Annotated in this window: 17 protein-coding genes; 7 read left to right on the forward strand and 10 right to left on the reverse strand. The window is 61.9% G+C overall.

Going from position 1 to position 23,675, the window contains the following annotated elements:
* Positions 1 to 22 precede the first annotated feature (22 nt).
* The 3 genes from ABIE18_RS12045 to ABIE18_RS12055 all read left to right on the forward strand — a co-directional run bounded on the left by ABIE18_RS12045 (position 23) and on the right by ABIE18_RS12055 (position 4,291).
* Complete coding sequence (locus ABIE18_RS12045; RefSeq protein ID WP_499723014.1) at positions 23 to 937, forward strand: ABC transporter substrate-binding protein; 915 nt, start codon at positions 23 to 25, stop codon at positions 935 to 937.
* 51 nt (positions 938 to 988) lie between these two features.
* A complete protein-coding gene (gene hutU / locus ABIE18_RS12050; protein WP_499723016.1) occupies positions 989 to 2,725 on the forward strand; it encodes a urocanate hydratase in 1,737 nt (578 codons plus the stop codon).
* 111 nt (positions 2,726 to 2,836) lie between these two features.
* The gene (locus tag ABIE18_RS12055) at positions 2,837 to 4,291 is read left to right on the forward strand and encodes an aromatic amino acid ammonia-lyase (protein WP_499723017.1); all 1,455 of its coding nucleotides are present in this window, start codon (positions 2,837 to 2,839) and stop codon (positions 4,289 to 4,291) included.
* Positions 4,292 to 4,394: 103 nt separating this feature from the next.
* Here the strand turns inward: ABIE18_RS12055 and ABIE18_RS12060 are convergent, their stop codons facing one another.
* The gene (locus tag ABIE18_RS12060; RefSeq protein WP_499723019.1) at positions 4,395 to 6,047 is read right to left on the reverse strand and encodes an MDR family MFS transporter; all 1,653 of its coding nucleotides are present in this window, start codon (positions 6,045 to 6,047) and stop codon (positions 4,395 to 4,397) included.
* A gap of 133 nt (positions 6,048 to 6,180) precedes the next feature.
* Positions 6,181 to 6,654, reverse strand: coding sequence for a ribonuclease E activity regulator RraA (gene rraA / locus ABIE18_RS12065; protein WP_216926304.1), 474 nt, complete (start codon positions 6,652 to 6,654; stop codon positions 6,181 to 6,183).
* 157 nt (positions 6,655 to 6,811) lie between these two features.
* On the opposite strand from rraA, the gene ABIE18_RS12070 reads away from it, so the two are divergent.
* Complete coding sequence (locus ABIE18_RS12070; RefSeq protein ID WP_499723021.1) at positions 6,812 to 8,116, forward strand: MFS transporter; 1,305 nt, start codon at positions 6,812 to 6,814, stop codon at positions 8,114 to 8,116.
* Here ABIE18_RS12070 and ABIE18_RS12075 read toward each other — a convergent pair.
* The 8 genes from ABIE18_RS12075 to ABIE18_RS12110 form a co-directional block, all read right to left on the reverse strand.
* Positions 8,113 to 9,339 (reverse strand): FG-GAP repeat domain-containing protein, encoded by a 1,227-nt coding sequence (locus ABIE18_RS12075; RefSeq protein ID WP_499723022.1) that lies wholly within the window; start codon positions 9,337 to 9,339, stop codon positions 8,113 to 8,115. The genes ABIE18_RS12070 and ABIE18_RS12075 overlap by 4 nt on opposite strands.
* A 110-nt stretch (positions 9,340 to 9,449) precedes the next feature.
* The gene (locus tag ABIE18_RS12080; RefSeq protein ID WP_499723024.1) at positions 9,450 to 10,637 is read right to left on the reverse strand and encodes an FG-GAP repeat domain-containing protein; all 1,188 of its coding nucleotides are present in this window, start codon (positions 10,635 to 10,637) and stop codon (positions 9,450 to 9,452) included.
* A gap of 133 nt (positions 10,638 to 10,770) precedes the next feature.
* Positions 10,771 to 12,054: an FG-GAP repeat domain-containing protein gene (locus ABIE18_RS12085; RefSeq protein ID WP_499723025.1), complete on the reverse strand. Its 1,284-nt coding sequence runs from the start codon at positions 12,052 to 12,054 to the stop codon at positions 10,771 to 10,773.
* 142 nt (positions 12,055 to 12,196) lie between these two features.
* Positions 12,197 to 14,038 carry an FG-GAP repeat domain-containing protein gene (locus tag ABIE18_RS12090; protein ID WP_499723026.1) on the reverse strand — a complete coding sequence of 614 codons (1,842 nt, stop codon included), beginning with the start codon at positions 14,036 to 14,038 and terminating at the stop codon, positions 12,197 to 12,199.
* A 46-nt stretch (positions 14,039 to 14,084) separates the two neighbouring features.
* Positions 14,085 to 16,289 carry an FG-GAP-like repeat-containing protein gene (locus tag ABIE18_RS12095; RefSeq protein WP_499723028.1) on the reverse strand — a complete coding sequence of 735 codons (2,205 nt, stop codon included), beginning with the start codon at positions 16,287 to 16,289 and terminating at the stop codon, positions 14,085 to 14,087.
* A 154-nt stretch (positions 16,290 to 16,443) separates the two neighbouring features.
* A complete protein-coding gene (locus ABIE18_RS12100; RefSeq protein WP_499723029.1) occupies positions 16,444 to 18,165 on the reverse strand; it encodes an FG-GAP-like repeat-containing protein in 1,722 nt (573 codons plus the stop codon).
* Positions 18,166 to 18,336: 171 nt separating this feature from the next.
* Positions 18,337 to 19,482, reverse strand: coding sequence for an FG-GAP repeat domain-containing protein (locus ABIE18_RS12105; RefSeq protein WP_499723030.1), 1,146 nt, complete (start codon positions 19,480 to 19,482; stop codon positions 18,337 to 18,339).
* 50 nt (positions 19,483 to 19,532) lie between these two features.
* Positions 19,533 to 20,660, reverse strand: a complete 1,128-nt coding sequence (locus ABIE18_RS12110; protein ID WP_499723031.1) for an FG-GAP repeat domain-containing protein — start codon at positions 20,658 to 20,660, stop codon at positions 19,533 to 19,535.
* 210 nt (positions 20,661 to 20,870) lie between these two features.
* Between ABIE18_RS12110 and ABIE18_RS12115 the strand changes: the two genes are divergently transcribed.
* The 3 genes from ABIE18_RS12115 to ABIE18_RS12125 all read left to right on the forward strand — a co-directional run bounded on the left by ABIE18_RS12115 (position 20,871) and on the right by ABIE18_RS12125 (position 23,629).
* On the forward strand, positions 20,871 to 21,479 hold the full coding sequence (locus tag ABIE18_RS12115; RefSeq protein ID WP_499723032.1) for a TetR/AcrR family transcriptional regulator: 609 nt from the start codon (positions 20,871 to 20,873) through the stop codon (positions 21,477 to 21,479).
* A 280-nt stretch (positions 21,480 to 21,759) separates the two neighbouring features.
* Positions 21,760 to 22,950, forward strand: a complete 1,191-nt coding sequence (locus ABIE18_RS12120; RefSeq protein ID WP_431117021.1) for an NAD(P)-dependent malic enzyme — start codon at positions 21,760 to 21,762, stop codon at positions 22,948 to 22,950.
* 175 nt (positions 22,951 to 23,125) lie between these two features.
* Positions 23,126 to 23,629, forward strand: coding sequence for a DUF456 domain-containing protein (locus ABIE18_RS12125; protein ID WP_499723033.1), 504 nt, complete (start codon positions 23,126 to 23,128; stop codon positions 23,627 to 23,629).
* Positions 23,630 to 23,675 lie beyond the last annotated feature (46 nt).

Consider the following 23,675-nt stretch of genomic DNA (forward strand, 5'->3'; position numbering starts at 1 on the left):
GCGCCATTTCAGGAGAGTTGACATGAAGAAGTACTTGACCGGTTTCACCCTTGCCGCCGTTGCGGCCATCACCTTGAGTGCCTGCGGCGGCGGTGACCCTATGAGCACGTCCAACACTGCGGCAGCAGGAGGATCCGGCGACAACATCATTGTCGGTTCGGCTGACTTCCCTGAGAGCCAGCTCGTCGCCAAGATTTACGCCGAGGCCCTCAAGGCCAAGGGCGTCAACGTCACGGAAAAGCCCAGCATTGGCAGCCGCGAGGTCACCATCCCCGCACTCAAGGACGGCTCCATCGACCTCATGCCGGAGTACGGCGGCGCGCTCCTCCAATACCTGGATTCCGCTACCAAGGCAGTCTCTTCCGAGGAAGTCACCAAAGAACTCGCCACCAAGATCCCCTCTGGCCTGACCGTTCTGACCGCTTCCGAAGCGCAGGACAAGGATGTCCTCACCGTGAAGAAGGACATCGCCGACCAGTACAAGCTGAAGACCATCGAGGACCTCCAGCCCGTCGCCAAGGAACTCGTCCTGGGCGGGCCGCCGGAGTGGAAGACCCGCCTCAACGGCGTTGCCGGACTGAAGTCCGTTTACAACCTTGAGTTCAAGGAATTTTCAGCGCTCGACGCCGGTGGGCCGCTGACGCTGAACGCCCTCCTTTCCGGCCAGATACAGGTCGCGGACCTCTTCAGCACCGATCCGGCTCTGGCCGAGAACAACCTGGTGGCGCTCGAGGACAACAAGAACCTCTTCCTCTCAGAGAACATCCTGCCGGTCATCAACCAGAAGAAGTCCACGGATACCGTGAAAGCAACACTGGATAAGGTCTCCGCTGCACTCACTACGGAGGACCTCATCAAGATGAACGGCCGCGTGGCGAAGTTCGAGGACATCGGCGAGATCGCCAAGGAATGGCTCAAGAACAAGAACCTGGGCTAAACAAACGTCCCTCGTGGTTCCGCTGTCTTGCAGGATTTATAGGAGTAAAGAATGACTGCCGATTTCACTACTGGTGCCCGTCCGGTTAAGGCCGCGCGGGGTACTGAGCTTACTGCCAAGTCGTGGCAGACCGAGGCGCCGTTGCGTATGTTGATGAACAATCTGGATCCCGAGGTCGCTGAGCGTCCTGATGATTTGGTGGTTTACGGCGGCACGGGCCGTGCTGTGCGGTCTTGGGCTGCGTTTGATGCGATCACCCGGACCTTGGAGTCCATGGAGAAGGACGAGACCCTGCTGGTCCAGTCCGGGAAGCCGGTGGGTGTGTTCCGCACCCATGAGTGGGCTCCGCGGGTGTTGTTGGCGAACTCGAACCTGGTGGGCGACTGGGCGACGTGGCCGGAGTTCCGCCGCCTGGAGGCTGAGGGCCTGATGATGTATGGGCAGATGACGGCCGGGTCCTGGATTTACATCGGCACGCAGGGCATCCTGCAGGGCACGTATGAGACGTTCGCCGCCGTCGGGAACAAGCTCGCTGCGGAGGGACGCCACCCGGCGCCGGCCGCGGCTGGTTCCACCGAAGGGCCCCTCGCCGGGACGCTGACCCTGACCGGTGGGTGTGGCGGGATGGGCGGTGCGCAGCCGCTCGCGGTGACGCTGAACGACGGTGCGTGCTTGATTGTGGACGTGGACGAGACCCGTTTGCGCCGTAGGGCGGGCAAGCGGTACCTGGATGAGGTCGAAACGGATCTTGATGCTGCGATCGCGAAGGTCCAGAAGGCCAAGGACGAGCGCCGTGGCTGGTCCGTGGGGTATGTGGGCAACGCCGCCGAGGTGTTCCCGGAGCTGCTCCGCCGGCACAGGGCCGGAGAAGTCACGTTTGATGTGGTCACGGACCAGACATCCGCGCACGACCCTCTGTCGTATTTGCCGGAGGGCATCACCGTGGCGGAGTGGCATACGGAGGCCGCGGCGGATCCGGAAGGGTTCACCAAGAAGGCCCAGGCGTCCATGGCCCGTCAGGTGCAGGCGATGGTGGAGTTCCAGGACGCCGGGGCTGAGGTGTTTGATTACGGCAACTCGATCCGTGATGAGGCACGCAAGGGCGGGTACACCCGGGCGTTTGAGTTCCCCGGGTTCGTTCCGGCGTATATCCGTCCGTTGTTCTGCGAGGGCCTGGGCCCGTTCCGCTGGGTCGCGCTGTCCGGGGACCCGGAAGACATCGCCGTGACCGATGCAGCGATCAAGGAGTTGTTCCCGGAGAACACGCATCTGCACAAGTGGCTGGACGCCGCGGCGGAGCGGGTGGAGTTCGAGGGCCTGCCGGCACGTATTTGCTGGCTCGGGTACGGTGAACGCGCCAAGGCCGGGCTGCTGTTCAACCAGTTGGTCAAGGAGGGCAAGGTCAAGGCTCCGATCGTGATCGGCCGTGACCACCTGGACTCCGGGTCTGTGGCGTCCCCGTACCGGGAGACCGAGGCCATGGCTGACGGGTCGGACGCGGTGGCTGACTGGCCGTTGCTGAATGCCCTGCTGAACACCTCTTCGGGTGCTACCTGGGTGTCGATCCATCACGGCGGTGGTGTCGGTATTGGCCGGTCCCTGCACGCCGGGCAGGTTTCCGTCGCTGACGGAACGGACCTGGCCGCGGAAAAGCTCGAACGGCTCCTGACCAACGACCCCGGCATGGGCGTCATCCGCCACGTCGACGCCGGCTACGACCGCGCCGTCGAAGTCGCCAACGAACGCGGCGTCCGCATCCCCATGAACGAATCCGCAGAGAGCAAGTAAACCCAACCAAACCCAACTAGGTAGCAGCACATGCCGTTTTGAGGGCTGAAAACGACATCAACTGCTACCTGGTTGGGGGAGGATAACCGAATTCACGAAGGGATCATTTTCATGGTCGAGATCGACGGACGCCGGCTTGAACTTGCCGAGATCGTGGCAATTGCAGTTGGTGGCGAGAAGGTGGTTCTGGCTCCGTCGGCGATCGAACGCATGGCCGCCTCGCAGCGCTCAGCCCGCGCAACGGCACAGGCGCGGCCGGTTTATGGGCGCTCCACTGGTGTGGGGGCTAACCGCTCCGTGACCTTGGATACATCGGATGCGTCCGCAGACCAGCACGGACTCAACTTGCTTCGGAGCCATGCAGTGGATGCCGGAGGAGCCCTTGACCGCGAAACGGTGAGGGCCATGCTCGTGGTCAGAGCGTCACAGCTGGCGGCCGGGGCTTCCGGGATTAACCCGGCCCTTGCCGAGGCCGTCGTGCAGATGCTGAACGCAGATACCCTGCCGGAAGTGCGGGAATTCGGCGGTATTGGCACAGCAGACCTTCCTGCTCTGGCCGGAACGGCGCTAACACTCCTGGGTGAGCGTCCCACGATGGATGGCACCCGGGTGCCAACGGCTCTGGATTCCTGGGCTACGGAAGACGCGCTTCCGTTCATCAGCTCCAGCGCGCTCACGATCGGGCAGTCCATTCTTGCGCACCAGAAGCTGGCCACGATGATGGAGAACCTGACCACCATCAGTGCTCTGTCGTTCACAGCCATGTCCGGGAATCCGGAAGCGTTCGGCCCCGAAGTTGCAAAGGCCACAGAGTCGGACGCCATGGCTGATGTCGCTGGGACCCTGCAGGAACTGGTGGCTGGATCCGGCAAGCCTGCAAGGATTCAAGACCCGTACTGTCTGCGCATGTTGCCGCACTCTCTGGGGGCGGTCATGGAGGAACTCGAATCGCTGAGGGTCACCCTGGAGCGTCTGGCCGTAGCGGGCCATGAGAACCCCATGGTTTTTGGCTCAGTGGAAGACGGTACCAACGGCGTGGCCCATCACGGCCTGTTCCATATGTCCACACTTGCCCGGCGCATCGATGCCCTGCAGGTGGCCGTTGGCGCCGCGTGTACTACGACACTGGGCCGGATTACCCGTCTCTGCGACCCCTCTTTCACCGGCCTCTACCGATTCCTGGCAGGCAACGATGCAGGCCAGTCCGGTGTCATGATGTTGGAGTACGTTGCCGCAGCAGCGGTAGGACGTATTCGCGCCAACGCACAGCCGGTAAGCCTGCAAACCGTAAACCTGTCCTTGGGTGCCGAGGAAGATGCAAGCTTCGCAACTCTGGGTGCTGCGCAGTTGGAGTCCACTGCGCACGCATTGGCAACGGTCGCCGGCGTCGAGCTTGTTTGTGCGTCACGAGCGCTCCGCGCGCAAGGCAGGCGTCCGGGCGAATTCAGTAGCCCCAGGCTGCGAGCCATGATGGAGGCAGGCTTCACCTTGCCGTCCGACGTTCAGGACCGCGACTTGCGGGATGACCTTGAGCAGGCCCAGCGCCTTGTCCAGGACTCCTATTGATCTCCAAGCCCTGAACGACACCGGCTTCGAATAACAATGGCTCCAAAAAATAACGGCAGGCGGTCCGAGGACTGCCTGCCGTTATTTTTGGGAGCGGTAACGCCTAGTGGGCGGGGACCGATTCCTTGGCTGCCGCCTTGGGGTCCATGAGCTTCTTGTTAGGCAACGCGAAGCTGATGAGGAACGCGATGAGCATCAGGCCAGCTGCCGTAAGCATGACCGCGTCAATTGCTTGAGCGAAGCCCTCGGTGATGGGCCTGGTGAGGGTGCTGTTGGCTGCGTGAAGCCAGCTGGTGTCGTTCAGGGAATCGTTGTTGGCGCCATTCTTGAAGAAATCGAAGAGCTTGGCATTCGCAGGATCCGCCGCCACGGCCGGATCCTTCATGACCGCTTGGTAGTCCGGGCTGGAAGCAGCGCTCTTCATGCCATCGGCGATCTTGTCCGCGGCCAGGCTGAACAGCATGGAGATGAACACGGCGGTGCCCACTGCTCCACCCATCGAACGGAAGAATGCTGCGGTGGAGGTTCCGACGCCCATGTCCTTCGGCGGCACCGATACCTGCATGGCAAGTGTCAGCGGCTGCATGCAGAAGCCCAAGCCGACGCCGAAGAACACAGCAATGAGTCCGGGAACCCACAGGCCGGTATCCACGCCGAGCACAAGCCCCATGACGAGTGCGGCGCCAGTCAGGATTGCGGTGCCCAGGATGGGGAAGATTCTGTAAACGCCCGACGACGAAATGGTGCGACCGGCGCTGATGGAACCGAACAGGATGCCCACGGTGAAGGTGATCATCATCAGACCGGCTTCGGTGGGAGTGAGGCCCTTTACCAGCTGCAAGTACATGGGCAGCATGGCGATGGCGCCGAACATGCCGATGCCGATGATGAAGTTCAGCAGGGATGACAAACCGAACGTTGCGTTCTTAAAGAGACGCAAGGGGATCAGCGCGTAGTCCCCGGCCCGCATCTCTGCGAACAGGAAGGCCACTATACCGATGACGCCAAGGCCGTAGCAGAGCCAGGATGCGCCCGATGCCCAGCCCCAGGACCGGCCCTGCTCGGCGACAAGAAGGAGCGGAACGATTGCCAGGGTGATGGCTGCCGCGCCCCAATAGTCGATCTTCTGCTTCACGTGCCGTGCAGGCAGGTGAAGGAACATAAAGACCACGGTGAGTGCCGCCAGGCCGATGGGAAGGTTGATGAAGAATACCCAGCGCCAGCCATCGAAGCCCAGGATGGTCGATGTTCCCGCGAAAGCGCCGCCGATGACGGGACCAAGGACGGAGGAGATACCGAATACGGACATGAAGTAGCCCTGGTACTTGGCCCGGTCCTTCAAAGCAACGATGTCGCCGATGATGGTCAGTGCCAGCGCCAAAAGGCCACCTGCGCCAAGGCCCTGCACGCCACGGGCGATCGCAAGCTCCGTCATGGAATGGACGGACCCGGCATAGAGGGATCCGGCGAGGAAGATCAGGATGGCTGCCAAGTACAGCGGACGGCGCCCGAAGATGTCACTGAGCTTGCCGTAGAGCGGCGTACTCACAGTAGATGTGATGAGGTACGCGGTAGTGGCCCATGCCTGGAGTGACAAGCCGTCGAGGTCATTGGCGATGGTGTAGATGGACGTCGACACAATGGTCTGGTCCAGTGAGGACAGGAACATGCCGAGCATGAGTCCCACCATGACGGTGAGCGTCTGACGATGCGTCAGGACCTCGCCGGCGGCCCGGACGGGCGCAGATTTGGACATATCTTCTCCAGAGGTGGCAGAAAAGTGGATTTTAAGCAGGATAGTTGCTTTCAGTAACTATCCTAATGCCTGTTTGATTCCCGGAAGAAGAATGTTTCTTGAACAACTTTCGTAAGTCGGCCAGTCCCCAGGGTCAGCGTTCCACGAGAATTCCATCCGGATCGCTGTAGATCATTACTCCGGGTTGGATCCTCACTCGATCAATCACCAGCTGGACATCAACTTCACCTACACCCGTCTTTGCGCTCTTCTTCGGGTTGCTGCCCAGCGCCTTGATGCCCAGCGGCAGTCGCGCAAGGGCTTCACGATCCCTGACGGCGCCATTGATAATCACGCCCGCCCAACCATTGGCCACCGCGCTTTCAGCGATCATGTCTCCCATGAGGGCAGTCCTAAGTGATCCCTGGCCATCAACTACCAGAACGGCTCCCTCGCCGGGCGTCCCCAGGACGGTCTTCACCAGCGCGTTGTCCTCGAAGCACCTGATGGTACGTACCTGTCCACTGAAGTGCGTGTGACCGCCCAAGTTCTGGAACTGGACTGCAACCGATTCCAATTCCTCGCCCCGATCGTCATAGAGATCAGCCGTATTAATCTGCTCGCTCATGTCAGTCTCCTCCAAACGTTTGAGGCCACACTAACCCGTGCGCCACCGGAGCTGCACGACACGTAGTGGGCTATGTGGATAACTGAGTGAACATAGGTTCCATGCCCCTCACCCGCGCTAATCTGAATCCAGACGTTGAAACTAGGGGGAACCTGCCATGAGCCTGTCCGACCTTCCCGGTCCTGTGCCGGATCCTGCCATAGTCCGGGGCGGCACGGCCACTGCTCTCGCCGAACCAGTGGACCGCGTCCGCGCGCTGTGGATCACTGGCGTGGTACTCATCAACGTGGGCATCAACGCGGCGTTCTTCGGCCCCATCCAGGTTCTCCTCGGGCAGCAGGCGGTCCACTTTGACGAGGGCCAGAAGGAAGCCATCCTGGCCCTGGTCACCGGTTGCGGGGCAGCTGTCTCTTTGGTGGCGAATCCTTTGTTCGGCGCATTCAGCGACCGGACCGTCTCCCGCTTCGGACGTCGCGTTCCGTGGGTCCTCGTGGGAGCGATCCTGGGGGCAGCGGCACTCGTAGGACTGGCGGGAGCGCCGAACGTCGCAGTCATGACGGTGCTGTGGTGCTTGGTCCAGGCCGGATGCAACGGCGCTTACGCTGCCATCACGGCTGCGATTCCAGACCGCGTCCCGGTGCCCCAACGCGGCACCGTCGGTGGTTTGGCAGCCATGGGACAAACAGTTGGCATCCTGGCTGGCGCGGTGATTGCCGCCGTCGTGGCTGGAAACTTTGCTGCCGGCTACCTGGTGTGTGCAGCGGCGCTGCTGGCCGGCGTCGTGCTTTATCTGTTCAAAAATGACGACCAGCCGCTTCCACTCCAGGCGCGCCCACCGTTCAGCCTTGCGCGTTTTTTCCAAGGCTTCTGGGTCTCCCCGAAACGCTACCCGGATTTCGCGTGGGCATGGCTCACGCGCTTGCTGGTGAATATTGGTAACCACATGGTCACGCTCTATCTGCTGTTCTTCCTCAGCGATGCCGTGCACGTGAAGGAAACCGAGGGCATCGAACCTGCGTTCGGAGTGCTTATCCTGACCGGTCTGTATGCGGTCATGGTGATTATCACCAGCGTGATCGGCGGAACATTGAGCGACCGGATGGGCAAGCGGAAGCCTTTGGTGATCGCGTCGTCCGTGATCATCGCTATAGCGTCATTGATCCTCGGGTTTGCGCCGACGTGGGCCGGCGCCATTACTGGCGCGCTCGTCCTGGGTATCGGCTTTGGAGCCTATCTGGCCGTGGACTTCGCGCTGATCACCCAGGTCCTGCCGACTGCGCTGGACCGTGGCAGGGACCTGGGCGTGATCAATGTGGCGAACTCGCTGCCGCAGGTGGTGGCCCCGCTGATTGCTTTCCCGTTCGTCACTTACTGGGGAGGCTACGTCTCGCTGTACGTAGCCGCCGCAGTCATCGGGCTGCTGGGAGCCGTGTTCGTGGTGAAGATTAAGAGCGTTGTCTAGAAGACGGCGGTGAAGCCGCCCCAGCCCCAGCCGACCGCTGATTGGCCCAGCCAGTAGCTACCAGGCAGTCCTTGGGCGAGATAATCCGCGCCATTGCCGTAGTACATGGTGAGCTGGCCGCTGCGGTCGATGCCAAACACGTCAATCTTGTCGTCACCGTTGAAGTCCCCTGCCGAGCCGATCGTGGTGAGGGCCTCCCAGCCGTAACCGACCGTTGATCCCGTGTAGCGCTCGAACGACCCATTGCGGCTGCTGGAAAAGACCATCAGGTTGCCGTATTGGCCCCTCGCGGCAACCTGCAAATCGCTTCTGCCTTCGAAGTGGCCAACGCTCATCAGGGAGTCATATCGGCCCCACCCCCAACCGATGGTGTACGAAGGCAGCCAACCGCCATGCCCGTTGCCGGGGTAGAGGACGAGATTGGTCGATGCGTCCCGTGCAATGAGATCGTTCGTACCGTCACCGTTGAAGTCGCCAGCACCAAAAATGGCTGTAAATCCGTTCCAGCCCTGGCCGACTTGGATTGCCTTCTTCCAACCGCCGGACCCGTTTCCTTGGTAAAGGTACAACCGACCCTGCGCATCGCGTCCCATAACGTCAACGGTGCCGTCGCCGTCGAAGTCACCCGGTGAGAACAAAAGGTTGAAGGCATTCCATCCGGTTCCGATGACTTGGGTGGGTTGCCAATGTCCCCGGCCGTCTGTCGGGTACAGCAAGAGACGGCCGGCCGCGTCGCGGGCGAAGATATCCATGGTGTTGTCCCCATTGAATCCACGAGCGCGGGGCTTGGCGGCGATCCGCAGCGATTCACGGGCCTGAAGGGTCAAAGTTGACTCGACATCGTAGGTGACCGTTACGAAAGCGGTCACAACACGACCGTAGTCAGCTGCTGTAGCCCTGTATGTCTGACCGGTGGCCCCGGGAATGACTTGGCCGTCCCGCGTCCAGTAGAACGAGAGCGAAGGGCTTCCGCCGTCTGGCACTACCATCGGTGTGGACCAGCTAAGGTCGGCCTTGAGAAGTCCGCCGACTGCAGGTTCCCCGGTGAGTTCCGGTGGCGCCATGTAGATCTGCCGCATCGGCGCGGCCAGAACCGGAACTGCAGCGTGAGCGGGCAGGCCCGGAGCGATGAGAGCACCGGCCAAGGCCGACGCAGCAAGCAAAGTAGTCAGCCGGCGCAGTCGGTTAGGCGCGCTGAAGCGCGGAGCATTGCGAGAGTTCAAGATTTCCTCATGAAGAAAGTTGGCCGATGCGGCCATGCGAAGGTGATCAGAGCAGAATGCAGCTGGTCGCGGTTGGGAGATAAGGGAGGCTGTGACATCAGAAATGAATCCTAGAAGACGGCGGTGAATCCTCCCCAGCCCCAGCCAACAGTGGATTGGCCATACCAGCGGATGTCTGGCCTGGCGCTGGTCAGGTAATCACCGCCGTTGCCGTAGTACATGGTTAGTTGGCCCGCGGTGTCGATGCTGTAAACGTCCACCTTGTTGTCTCCATTGAAGTCACCGGCCGAACCGACCGTGGTGAAGCCATTGAATCCCCAGCCGATGGCGTTTGCGTGACCATCGAACCATCCGTTACGGGTGGACTCGTGAAGGACCAGGGTTCCCTGGATATCGCGGGAGACGATTCCGAGCTTGTTCTGTCCACCGAAGTGGCCCACCGTGAAGACTGGGTTCTGGTTGATCCAATAAGTGTCAACACCATAGGGCGGAAGCCATCCGCCGCGTCCGTTCCCGGGATAGAGAATAGCTTGATGCCACTGGTCCACGGCAAGGAGGTCGTTGGTCCCGTCGCCATTGAAATCACCTGCAGCAGAGATTGTCTTGAAGCCCTGCCATCCTTGACCAATCTGCAAGGCCTTCTTCCAGCCCCCGGTGCCGTTGCCTTGGTAAAGGAAGAGCCGGCCTTGACCGTCGCGACCCACGACGTCCACAGTGCCATCGCCGTCGAAGTCGCCCGGCGACACCAGGACGTTGAAGATGTTCCAACCCGTGCCGAGCACCTGAGGGGACCGCCAATTGCCGCGGCCGTCCGTCGGGTACAACAACAGGCGTCCGGAGGCATCCCGGGCGAAAATGTCCATGGTGTCGTCACCGTTGAAACCCCGAGCCCGGGGCTTGGCGGCTATCCGCAATGGATAGTCTGCCTGCAGGGTCAATTTCGATTCGGCATCATAAGAAACAGTGACGAACGCGGCGACTACGCGTCCTTGGTCGGCTTGGATTGCACGGTAGGTCGAGCCGGTTGCCCCTGCGATGGTCTGACCGTCCCGCGTCCACCTGTAGGTGAAAGTCGGCGTGCCACCCTCGGGTATAACGAATGGGGCATATCCCGCCAGATCGGCCTTCAGTAGACCTCCAACCGTGGGTTCGCCGTTTAAATGCGGTTGGCCCATGTAAACCTCACGGGCAGCTGCTGCAACAACGGTAGCCACTCGGGACGGCGCGGCTTCCGCGGGTCCAGCCAAGGTGCAGGCTGCAGCCGCACAGGCAACGGCGGAGGCGGTCAGCAAAGTCAAGAATCGACGACGGCGACTGGGTGCGGTTGGATACGAAGCAAGAGCTGATTCCATGGATTCCCCTGACAAGAAGGACAATTCTGAGGGGACCCCGACCGATGCCTTCGAACGGGGGCCTGTTGATGATGACTACTTAGAAAACAGCGTTGAAGCCGCCCCAGCCCCAGCCAACTACAGCCGAGCCCTTCCAACCGCCTGAGCCGTTGCCGTAGTACATGCGCATCTGGCCCGAGGTGTCGATGCCCCAGACGTCGTTGGCGCCATCGCCGTCGAAGTCCCCAGCGCCGCCGAGCTTGGTGATGGCGTTCCAGCCCTGTCCGATCACACGGCTGGTGGTCCAGCCGCCATGACCATTGCCACCGTAGAAGACGAGGTTTCCGGCGCCATCGCGGGCCAGGACATCCGGCTTGTGGTCGCCGTCGAAATCACCCGGGGAGAACACCGAAGTCATGCCGCCCCACCCCCATCCGATGGTAGAAGCAGCCTGGAAGCCGCCTTGGCCATTGCCCGGGTACAGCATGAGCTCACCGGAGGACTTGCGGGCAAGGAGGTCGTTGTTGCCGTCTCCACTAAAGTCGCCCGCCGCGAAGATGGTGCTGAAGATTCCCCAGCCCCAACCGATCTGTTGTCTCGGGTACCAACCACCGTGCCAGCCAGCGGGATAGAGCAAGAGCGAGCCGGAGCTGTCACGGGCGATCACGTCATTCTCGCCGTCGTTGTTGAAGTCGCCGGCAGCGAACATCGTGTTGAAGATGTTCCATCCCGAGCCGACTTCATATGCCTGCCGCCAAGTGCCATTTCCACCGGTGGGGAACAGGCCGAGGCGGCCCCAGGAGTCCCGGACGTACAGGCTCATCGTGTACGAATCCCAATACTCGGCACGGTAGAAGCCGGACGTGTGGGGACGATCGATGTCCACGGGAGTCACGTAGTTGAAGTCCAGGGCGTCCAAGGCCACGGCCGCGGTTCCGGATGCGGGGAGGTTGCCGGGGTTGTGGATCAGGGAACCGTCGCGCCAGTAACCAACCTCCTGACCAGCTGCCGTTTGAATCTGCATGTACTGGGCAAGGTAGGTTCCCGGCGGGGTCCCTTGTGCAAAGAAGACGTCGAACGAGTACGTCGAATCAGCGGAGCTGTACGAGCCCTGCGTCATCGTCGTGTGGAGTTTGCCCGTTGCTGTATTCCGGAACAGGACGTACACGTCGGTAATCGGACCGGATGCCTGGAAGGTAACGCGTGATGTTGCCTGCCCTCCAGCGCTGATCGCGTCTGGCGTCGTGGAGACCGCCACAGGTACTGGTGCGAAGGCGTCATCGGCGTGGGCTGCGGGTGCCAAAGCCAGCCCGCCGACCAAAATAACGCTGCCCATAAATGCGGCCAGCCAGCTGCGCACGCGGCGCAGAGGAGTGCTCCCCATGGTTCCCCCAATTCAGGCCGGTCCCAGACGGCCGGCGGGTGTAAGTGACTTGAGAGTACATGGACGGACGGACAGTCTGGGAATTTGCTGGCAAAAATTCACACGAAAGACAAGTCAAACCCAAAACGCAACCAAAATCGGCTTAGAAAACGGCAGTCAGGTAGCCCCAGCCAGTGCCGATCTCATGCGATTGGCGGTAGTAGTACCCGTCGGGACTCATCTCCTCGCCGCGGAAAGCACCTTGGTCCGTCACGTTAAAGAAGTAGTTGTACTGCTCCCACAAATTGAAACCACCGAGGGGACCCATATAACGGCTTGACCCGTAATTTCCCAGCAATACCCGTGAGGAAGACCAGCCACCCTTGCCATCGGGATAGTAGGCATGCAGTCTCCCGTCCGTTCCTCTGGCAAGAATGTCGGAGACGCCGTCTCCGCTGAAGTCGCCGGGTGTGAACACTTTGTTGAAGACGTTCCACCCCTGCCCGACCTGTGATGCTGTGAGCCATCCGCCACGACCGTTGCCCGGGTAGAGGAACAGCCGGCCCTGCGCATCGCGGGCAAGGATGTCGCTTGTTCCGTCGCCGTTGAAGTCACTGGCGGGAATGATCTCGCTGAAACCACCCCACCCCGTACCAATGACCGAAGAACCCAGCCAGCTGCCGCGTCCGTTGCCCCGGTAAAGCCATAGCTGTCCGGATGTATCACGGGCCAGAACGTCCATGCCACCATCGCCGTCGAAGTCGCCCGGGGATGACAAGGACGTGAAGTTGGCCCAGCCCCAGCCGATGTCTTTGCTCCCGCCCTTGAACTCGCCGCTGGCGCCCCCGGAGAACAGGGTGAGTGTGCCGTTCGGTTTCCTGGTGATAACGTCAGGCCTGGTGTCCCCGTCGAAGTCACGCAGGAGCGAGTGCAACTTGACCCTTGGGTCGCTCGAGCTGCGGAAGATACCCACCACACGTCCGGCGTAGCTGACCACCGCTGCCACACCGAGCTCCCTTCCTGCCTCACCTGGCTTGGGGCTGTAGGTGGCGCCGGTTGCTCCGGCAATAGGCTCTGCGACGTCCACCAGCCATTGGTAGCTGACCGTCGGCTTGGCTCCTGCCGGGAGCCCTTTGATGGTTGAGGCGTCGAACCCGGCCTTGACGGGGGTCCGCACGGAGACATTGGCTGGCAGGTGCGGATCAGCCGCGTCCACCAGGTAGAAGGGAGCGGTTTCCACTGTTTCCGGCAGGCGGCCCGCCGCCATTGCGGTGAGTTTCAAGGTCAAGCCGGACCCCGTACCGGCGAGGTTGTCTGGAACGTGGAACCAGCTGGCGTCCGAAGACTGTCGGATTCCGTCCCGGAACCACTCGTAGGTGTACGCCGTAGGTGGAGCGGACCATGTGCCATGCTGGACGTCGAACGACAAGTAGGAGTACCCGGCCTCTTTTCTGATCCCAAGACTGGGCGGAACCAGATTGCTGTTGGGCGTAAGGACACTGCCGGGGTTGTTAACGGTGAAATCGAGGCTTTCCCACGGAACAGAAAAGCTGTACTGGCTGGGCGTGCCACGGAAGTACGTCAGGGTTTCCGAGCCGTAGTTGATAATCACGCTCTGCAGTTTGTGCGACCCTTGGAAGAACGCGTCCGCAGTGACGGAGGCTGATGCAGTTGCAGTCAGCGGGCCGGCGGCGGGCGTCCCCGACCATTCAATGCGGTGTTCCGTGACGAGTGATTCATCCGTGAAAGTGAAAACCACGCGATCCGCCCGCTGGGCGAGGGTGAAGCCTATCTGCACTGTGGAGCCAGGGGTGGTAGTGCCAGGCGAAAAGCGTTTCAGGGACGTCAGCTGGGGCACCGGTTGTTCCGCCGCCACGGCTGGCGCACTTGTCAACACAGTTCCTGGTCCCACCAGGACGGTGGACATCGTGAGCCCCATGAGGAGAGCCAGGAGCCGATGCACTGAGGTTTTGCGTCGGCGCGAGCCGGCCGTAGTTGTAGTCAATTGATCCCCCGGGGAAGTGAAGTAGATGCCAGCAGCATTAGGTGCGTTAGAAGACGGTATTGAAGGCGTTCCAGCCCCAACCGATAGTGGCTTGGCGTTTCAGGGCGACGTGGCCCAATCCATAGAACATGGTCAATCGCCCATCAGGGTAGATGCCGTACACTTCCGGGACGCCATCGCTGTCGAAATCTCCGGGTGCACCAACCCGGCTGAAGCCTCCCCAGCCGTAGCCGGCGTAAGAGCTGAAGGCGTTGGGGGTCCATGAATTCTCGTGGAAGTAGCCGTTCCCGTCACCATCATATTTTCGGAGATTGCCGTCGCTGTCGCGGGCGAAGACAATCCTCGACGACGGTGAGACGAACGTATCGAACTGGCTCCATCCACCGCTCAGGACGTGCGGGGTGAGGAAGCCGCCGCGGCCGTTGCCCGGGTAGAAGACCATGGTGTTGAAGGCATCCCTGGCTATGAGGTCTGCTGTGCCGTCGCTGTTAAAGTCGCCAGGTGCCACGATGTCCTTCATGGAACCCCAGCCCTGACCGATCTGGAACGATCGGAGCCAGCCACCCTGGCCGTTGCCTTGGTAGAGGAAGAGCCTGCCCGCACCGTCGCGGGCAATGACGTCCACGTTACCGTCGCCGTCGAAGTCGCCGGGCGAAAGGAGGGCGTTGAAGCCGTTCCACCCTTGGCCAATCTTCTGGGCTGCAAGCCAGCCGCCGTTTCCGTTGCTGGGGTAAAGCCAGAGGTTGCCGCCGGCATCCCGCGCGAAGATGTCGCCTGTGCCGTCTGCGTTGAAGCCCTTGCCACGGGTTTTGTCTGAGACGGGACCCCTGAGGTCCACTACTTCGGTGACCGCCGAGCCTGCGTCGAAGCGAGCCGTTACTCCCGCCGTGATGATTACACCCTTGTCGGCAAGCGTTGGCCGGTAGTCCCGGGACGTGGCACCTGGAATAGGAGTCCCGTTGCGCTTCCAAACATAGGTGTAGCTGGGCTGCCCGCCCACTGGATCGACGCCGGCAGCATCGTGTTCCAGCCTGAGCTGGCCTCCCACGGACGCGTCACCGGTGATGCGTAGATTTCCAACCCAGACGCGGCGTGGCATTGGCCCGAATGCCAAAGTGGACACGCTGGCGGGCAGATATCCGGCCGCCCGCGCAGTCATCTTGACCCAGATCATGTTGCCGGGGTCGAAGGACATGTTGGACTGGTATGTGTCATTGACGGCGTAGTCGATGGGTGCACCATTCCTGTACCACTGAAAATCTGACAACGAGGCTTCCACCGGCCACGTTCCGGGGTTGATGCCAAGTCTGGTGTTGTAGACCATGTCGCCGGTGATGCTCGGGTTGACAGTGGGAGTGAGTTTCGACAGCACCTTGGCGGGGTTGTTCACCGCAAAATCACCGGTAGCAAGTCCTGCCCGCACAGCGGTACCAAATGGAACAGGTGACGTCCGCTCCAGCGTGCCATCACGGAGGTAAGAGTCTTTAGCCAGTCCATCGAAGTACGAGATTTCGACACGTTCCAGGGTGTACGCACCGGCAGCTTGCGCGGCCGTGACTGCTCCCGTCGCCGTAACGGTTTGGGGCCCCGGCGCAGGGTTGCCTGCCCACGCCAGCTCGAAAGTGGTGACCTCGGAAACGTCACGGTAGATCAACCGGACTGACTGGGCAAGCTGGGAGAGCTTCACCTGGACCGCGGCGGTCTGCCCAGGAGCGAAGATCGCCTTGGCCGGCAGAAGGGACGTTGGAACAGGCGCAACAAAAGGCAGCAGCGGGTTCTTGATTTTGAAGTCCTGCCCCGCGGAATCACCAAAAGGCGAGGCGCCCGTACCGGGCGGGTAGACGCCGCCGCCACGGTAGTACAGCTGGGAGGCGCCGTCAGTGGTAATAGCCTGGACGTAGCTGACCTCGATCGTGCCGTTCGGCCACGAGGACGGGGAAGCAACGCCGGCCACAGTCCCGGCCTTGGCGCCGGCGGAGGTCCAAGCCAGTATGTGCGTTCCGGCAGCGCTCCGCAGCCCAACCTCAACCCGCTTGACCGCTACGGAGGTTGTGAAGTTGAACGTGACTGGAGCGCCGGCGTCGACCGTTAAGGGGGAGGTCCGCACAAAAGTGGTGAGGACCGGCGCAGCGGCCAAGGCCGGTGATAGGGGCGTCACAACCACGGCCGCCACAACAAAGGCAAGCGTCAGCAGGAGCGCGCGGACCAAGGTGGACGCAGCACTAAAGCGCAGAGCAGGATGAGACCCCAAGATTTCCCCCAAATGGTGCAGACCAGAGCGGCCTGTCGAGGCCAATTGAGATGAGAATACAGCCCGGCCTCCCCGGGCACAGCTATTGGGATTGGATTATCCCTATTCACCCCAATGTGTCGTGGGTCAAACCCAAAACGCAACCAAAATCGGCTTAGAAAACCGCCGTGAACCCGCCCCAGCCCCAGCCAACAACTCCGGCGCCTTTCCATCCTCCGATGCCGCTGCCGTAGTACATGTTCAGTTGACCGGCGGCGTCGATGGCCCAGACGTCGTTGAAGCCATCTCCATTGAAATCGCCGGCCCCACCAATGCGGGACATGACGTTCCAGCCTGTGCCGATGGACCGGGCGGTTGTCCATCCGCCGTTGCCGTTGCCGCCGTAGAGCCGCAGGTTTCCTGCGCTGTCGCGCCCCAGGACGTCAGGGTTGCCGTCGCCGTCGAAGTCGCCGGGGGAGAAGACCTGGCTGAGGGCGTCCCACCCTTGGCCTACGGCGCCGGGGGATTTGAATCCGCCTGTGCCGTTGCCTGGGTAGAGCACCAAGGCGCCTAATGGCGTGCGGGCGAGGACATCGTTGTTGCCGTCGCCGGAGAAGTCGCCTGCGGCGATGATCGAATCGAAGACGTCCCAGCCCCAGCCAATTTGCTTGCGGGGGAGCCACCCGCCAGTCCCGTTCCCCGGGTACATGAACAATGCCCCATCGTGGTCCCTGGCGATGACGTCATTGAAACCGTCTCCGTCGAAGTCGCCGGCGTTGAAGACGATATCGAACACGTCCCAACCAAAGCCGATCGTCCGGGGAGCTTGCCAGTGGCCTGCGCCATCAGTGGGGTACAGAAGCAGGTTCGCCGCAGCATTGCGCGCTAACAGGTCCATGGAGGCCCCGGCGTCGAAACCTGCTGTGTGCGGTTTGTTCCGAACCACGGTGCGGCCGAAGACCGTAAACGGACGCGTGGCCGTCACAGGGTTGCCCGCTTGGACTACTGCCCGGAAGCCAACGACGGCGCCACGATCCGCTGACTGAAGGGTGTAAGTCTTCGTCGTGGCACCGGCGATCACCGTACCGTTGCGCACCCATTCGTACCTGACGCTGACGGGCCCACCGACTGTCCCGCTGGAGACACTGCCCTCGTTGAAGACGCCGGTGAGCTTCTCTCCGACGATCAGCCTGCCTTGGAGCGTGGGAGCGGTAGCTGTGATGGGTGACGTGGGCGTCAGCGGGAGCGAGGATGCCGACACAGCCCGGTAGCCTGCCCTCGTGGCCGTGACCCGTACTGACAGGGTCTGGTCCAGGTCTGCTTCTGCGATGCGGTAATTGTTGAGCGTGGCTCCAGGGATCGGCTGGCCGTTGCGCAGCCACTGGTAGGCAAAGCCCGTGGGCGGCTGGGTCCAAGAGCCGTTGTCCGTGGTCAGCACTTGGTCGTAGCGTGCCACGCCTGTGATGGTTGGCGGCTTGATATTTGGATTGTCCACCAACGGGAAATTGGGATTGTTGACGGCGAAGTCGACGCCGTCCAAGGACCCCGGCCGCTGCGTTGGTGCTTCCAGCCCTTGCGAGAGGAAGATGATATTGCCGTCGCGGCCGTAGCGGACAACCCCCTGGCCCAAGGGGAGCATGATGTTGACGCTGAGGAGTTTGTAGCGCCCGGTTCGCTGGAAGGCGCTCCCGTCCACGGGCACTTTGGCTTGCGCGCTGTAGGGCCCGGATAGCTGGCTGGTAGGTCCGTAGAGGGTGGCCTGCTCCAAGGTGTCCTCATTGACGTAGGTGAAACCTACTTCCTTCGCAGGACCGCTCAGTGTGAAGGACAAGGAGATAACGCTCCCGGGACCCACCGTGGCTGGCGAAGTACGGGTGACTACCGTGGGAAGCGGCACGTTTGGTCCGGCAGCTGTAGCGCGGGGCGGCGGGACTGCAATTGCCAGCGCGGAGCACAGGAGGATGGCTAGAAGGATGTGAAAACCCGTCCGTACTGAATGCACAAAAGCTGAACGCATAAGAGCCGCTGGGCGCACGGAAGAAAAAGCCGTCATGGTATCCCCCAATCCCTAGAACAAGGCGTTAAAACCGCCCCAGCCCCAGCCGATGGTCTGGGCGCCGTTCCAGCCGCCGTCGCCGTCGCCGTAGTAGGCCAGCAGCTGGCCGGATCCGTCCACTGCATAGACGTCTACATTGCCGTTACCGTCGATGTCGCCGGCGGCGCCAATGGCCGCCATGCCGTTCCAACCTTGCCCGATCACGGCCATGCCTGCCCAGCCGCCAGCTCCATTGCCCTTGTACAGGCGCAGGGCGCCGGACGTGTCGCGGGCCAGGATGTCCACGTTGTGGTCTCCGTTGAAGTCGCCGGGTGTGATGATCTTGTTGACCACGTTCCAGCCGCTGCCGACGACGGACCGGGTGAGCCAGCCGCCGTCGCCGTTTCCGGGGTAGAGGTAGAGCAGGCCGCCGGAGTCGCGGGCGAGGATGTCGTTGTTGCCGTCCCCATTGAAGTCGCCAGGGGAGACTATCGAGTTAAAGGCGTTCCATCCCGAGCCGATTTGGCGGCCAGCGAGGAACCCGCCATCTCCGGTTCCTGCGTAGAGGAAGAGGTTCCCGGCCGGGTCCTTGGCGAGGATGTCGTTGTTCCCGTCCCCGTTGAAGTCGCCAGGGGAGAGGACGGTCCCGAAACCATTCCAGCCGGGGCCAACGGTCCGGGCGGATTCCCAGGCGCCGCCAACGCGCGGATACAGCATGAGGGTGCCATCTGTGCGGCGGGCAAGCATTTCGAAGGCGCCACGCCCGGTGAAGCCGTTGGCCCGGTTGGAGGCGGAGATCTCTACAGTCTCGGCGCTGCCAACTTCCATGGGGTCACAAGGATAATTTGAGGCTACGTAAGCGGCGATGGTCTTGCCGCGGTCCTCTTCGGTGAGCTTGTAGTTCCACCACTCCCAGTGGTCCTCGGCATGCTCGCCGTCACGGGTCCAGTAGATGTGGTAATCGGGGCCGGCGGCCGCGCCGCAGCCCCGGTAAGAAGCGGGATCGATCTCCACGGTGAGCGTGGAGCCAACAAACGGCGCACCGTGAACCACGGGATCTGCGGGGTCCATGGTTGCCATGGCAGGTGCCGGGGCGAAAGCGACGGCGGCAATAAGCGCGGCCGCAATCCCGGCTACCGCTCGGCGCACGCCTGATGCACGGCATGATAGAGCGTTCATTGTGTCCTCCCCAGACTTATGCGGCTAATCTTACCGCGGCTGGGACTCAGCTAGAAGATTGCTGTGAAGCCGCCCCAGCCGTTGCCCACCACCTGGGATGTGCGCCATCCTGTGCGGCCATCACTGTAATAGATGACCAGCCGGCCCTGTTGGTCCACGCCGTAAACGTCCGGAAAGCCATCATTGTCGAAATCACCGGCAGCACCAGTGGTTTTGAGGACATTCCAGCCGACGCCCACCAGCCACGACCGCGTCCAGCCACCGGCCCCATTGCCGCCATAGAAATACAGGTAGCCGCTGCGGTCACGTGCCAACACGTCCACCTTGCCATCGCCGTTGAAATCGCCAGGCGTCAGCAGGGTGTCCATTACCTGCCAGCCCTGCCCGATGGCGGTCCTCGCCAGCCAGCCTCCGGAACCATTGCCCGGGTACAAATAGAGGGCGCCACCGGGTTCCCTGGCCAGGATGTCGTTGTTGCCGTCCCCGTTGAAATCGCCCGGGCTGACGATTGAGTCGAAAATGTTCCAGCCCTTGCCGATGGTCTGGGCCGGCTTCCAACCCCCGGTTCCGTCGCCGGCGTAGAGATAAAGAGTGCCTGCAGAATCCCGCGCGATCACGTCGCCCTTGCCATCACCGTTGAAGTCGCCGGGGGAAAGGACAAGGTTGAAGACGTTCCACCCCCAGCCCACGGTGCGGGCCGCATCCCAAGCGGCGCCTGTCCGCCCGTACAGCATCAACGAGCCGTCACTTCCGCGTGCCAGGAGTTCGAAGCTGCGGCCCGTGAATCCGTTGGCCCGGTTGGGCGCAGCGACGGGTCCGGTCTCGTCGCTGTGGAGCGTTTCGCCTCCGCACGCGGTTTTGCTGGCGGTCAGGTGCGCGGCCATCCGTGCGCCCGTGTCGTCCTGCTGCAGGAGGTAGCTGCGCCCGGTTTCGCCTGCCACCAGGAAACCATCCCTTGTCCAGTAGACGGTGAAATCAGGGCCCTTTCCGCCGCCGCAGCCATAGAAGGTATACGGGCCGATTTCAGTTGTCAGCGTCTTGCCAACAAACGCGTCGCCGATGACTATGGGGTCCGGCCCGTTGCTGGACGCGCCCGACGCCGGCAGGGGGCTAAGTGCCACCGCCGCCACGGCGGCGGTCAGCAACGCTGCTGCCATCCGGCGTCGAAACTTCCCCATGTTGGTCTTCCTCCCGTACGCGCACACAAATCTTCCTGCAGTGTATGTGTGGCACCCGCCCTTTCCCGGGAACGGCATGGACGCGTTCCAAGAAGGACGCTCTCAGCAAACGGTCATTTTGCTCACGTATCATTGGTGCGATCGGCCTGCCGCGGGTCCTGTGACCTGAGCCGGCCGTTTCCTTGCCAGCCTGCCAAGAGATCGCCGGAAATGCCCGAACCGTTTTCCCTGGAACCGTACTCCCTTGATCTGACGACGGGGTTGCCCCGTATGGCTGCCGCACCGACCACGCCGCGGCAGCTGCTGCGCTATGCCCGCATCCTGAAGACAGCGGCAGGCTTTGCCCAACGTCAGTTCGACACGTTGAGTTTGTCGGACATTGCCGCCAAAGCGGACGTCCCGCTGGGCACCCTGTATCGCTACTTCCCCTCCACAGCGCACCTGATGTTGGCCGTGTACCGGCAGCAATTGCGCGAGCTTCGGGACGGCGTGCGCCAGAGGAAAGGCAAGGGCCATGCACTGTCAGGTTTGATGATGGAGATCTTCCACCTGAGGGTTATGCAGCCCGGGGTGGAGCACTGCCTCATCCGGCCTGCCGGCAAAGATAGCGATACCGCCCAGCTGCTGCGGGAGATTGACCTCTTGTCCGAAGAAGTTGTGGGTTCCTTGAGCAAGGAGCCCGGAAATGACGCCCCGAAGGCCAGGATTCTGTTGCATCTGGTCAGTGGTCTGGTCCAGGCCGTCCGGTGTCGTCGTTTGTCGCTCTTTGAAGCCGAAAAGGACCTCAAGAAGGCGTGCAGCCTCATGACCGGTGAATGACGCTATAGCTCTTCCGGTCTAGACCACCAGCCCCTGAGAATGCGGTTTTTTGCGTGAGCTGGATCACTTTTGGATTTGCCTAAACGTTTTACTCTCGAATCGTCTCTGTTGGTATTGAATCTTGTACCCTCCCCGCTTCCCTACGCTGGAAATACCGAAGCGGCTAGCAGCCCATACCTGCAGATGCACTTCCGGGCCAGCCACCCTTGGTCCGAACCAGCAGTTCTGTTCCTGCCCGAACCATGCCGTGGGTCCACGGCTAGCCTGAGGAGACAAAGACGTGTCCATTGAGACAATCGCTACTGACAACGACGCCTTGGTACTGAGCGAAGAAGAGATCTTCGCAGCACACGAGGGCGGCAAGCTGACGATTTCCAGCACCGTTCCCCTGAACAACAAGCGTGACCTTTCCATTGCGTACACCCCGGGCGTCGCCCAGGTAAGCCGCGCAATCCACGCCAACCCCGAGCTTGCCCGCACCCACACCTGGGCTGAGCGCCTGGTTGTTGTGGTCAGCGATGGCACCGCCGTTCTGGGCCTGGGCAACATCGGTCCCAGCGCTTCCCTCCCGGTCATGGAAGGAAAGTCTGCCCTCTTCAAGTCCTTCGGCGACCTCGACTCCATCCCGCTGGTTCTCAACACCACCAACGTGGACGAGATCATCGAGACCCTGGTCCGCCTCCGCCCGAGCTTCGGTGCAGTGAACCTTGAGGACATCTCCGCGCCGCGTTGCTTCGAACTCGAAGAGCGCCTCATCGAAGCACTCGACTGCCCCGTCATGCACGATGACCAGCACGGCACCGCCGTCGTGGTTCTCGCTGCCCTGACCAACGCTGCAAAGGTGACCAAGCGCGAACTGTCCGGTCTGAAGGTTGTTGTTTCCGGCGCAGGTGCCGCCGGCATTGCCATTGCCGAGATTCTTCTTGCTGTTGGCATCGAGGACGTCATCCTGCTCGACTCCAAGGGTGTAGTCAACGCTGAGCGTGCCGATCTCGTGGCCGATCCTGGCAGCGTCAAGGCCCGCATGGCCCAGCGCACCAACCCCCGCGGCGTCACAGGTGGTCCGGGCGAGGGCCTGACCGGCGCCGATGTGTTCGTAGGCGTCTCCTCCTCCAAGCTGGACGAAGAACACCTGAAGTTGATGAACGATCAGTCGATCGTGTTCGCCCTGTCCAACCCGGACCCGGAAGTTCTCCCCGAGGTTGCCCAGAAGTACGCAGCCGTAGTTGCCACGGGCCGCAGCGACTTCCCGAACCAGATCAACAACGTGCTGGCCTTCCCCGGCATCTTCCGTGGCGCACTCGACGCCAAGGCCCGCCGCATCACGCCCGCCATGAAGATCGCCGCTGCACGCGCCATCGCTGAGTTGGCAGAAGAGGATCTCTCCGCGGACTACATCGTGCCGAGCCCGCTGGACGCCCGTGTGGCGCCGGCTGTCACCGCTGCTGTTGCCGCAGCAGTGACTGAGTAGCGGTTCCCAACTAAAAACCGACGACGGCGACGCCTCCCATGCTGGGGAGCGTCGCCGTCGCTGTTTGATGAGTCGTTGCTTGTTAAGGAGCAACGCGGGGTCACGTACGCACCGAAGTGGGGTGCCAAAGGGGGCCATAGGTGACCCCGCGTTGCTGGCCCATAGACTGGGGCCCATGAATGCCGAACTCGTTGTGACCATCCTGTGCGGCCTGGCCATTGCGGTTGGGGTTGCCGGGACCATCATTCCTGTCCTTCCGGGAAGCATCCTCATTGGTGCGAGCCTGCTTGCGTGGGCCATCTGGGGTGGCGCGGGAACGCTCGGCTGGGTGATCTTCGCCATCGGCATGGTGTTCGTGGTGTCGGGGATGGCCGCCAGTGCAGTGCTCACAGGGCGAAAACTAAAACAACACGGTATTCCCAACAGGTCTGTTGTGATTGGGATAGTTCTTGGCGTGGTGGGAATGTTTGTGATTCCGGTGGTGGGGCTGGTAGTGGGATTCGCCGTCGGGCTCCTGCTGAGCGAGGTCCAGCGGACCCGTGACTTCCGTACAGCTGTCCGCTCAAGCGGCGCCGCGCTCAAGGCGACCGGCATCGGGATTCTCGTGGAGTTCGGTCTCGCATGTGCCGCTGCGAGCACCTGGATCATCGGAGTTTGGATCAATGCCGTAAACGGTTGAACGCACTTCTTAAAACATTCGCCGGGATGGCAGCAGACCCCCATGT

The sequence above is a fragment of the Arthrobacter sp. 2762 genome, assembly GCF_040548745.1.
Taxonomy (GTDB): Bacteria; Actinomycetota; Actinomycetes; order Actinomycetales; family Micrococcaceae; genus Arthrobacter.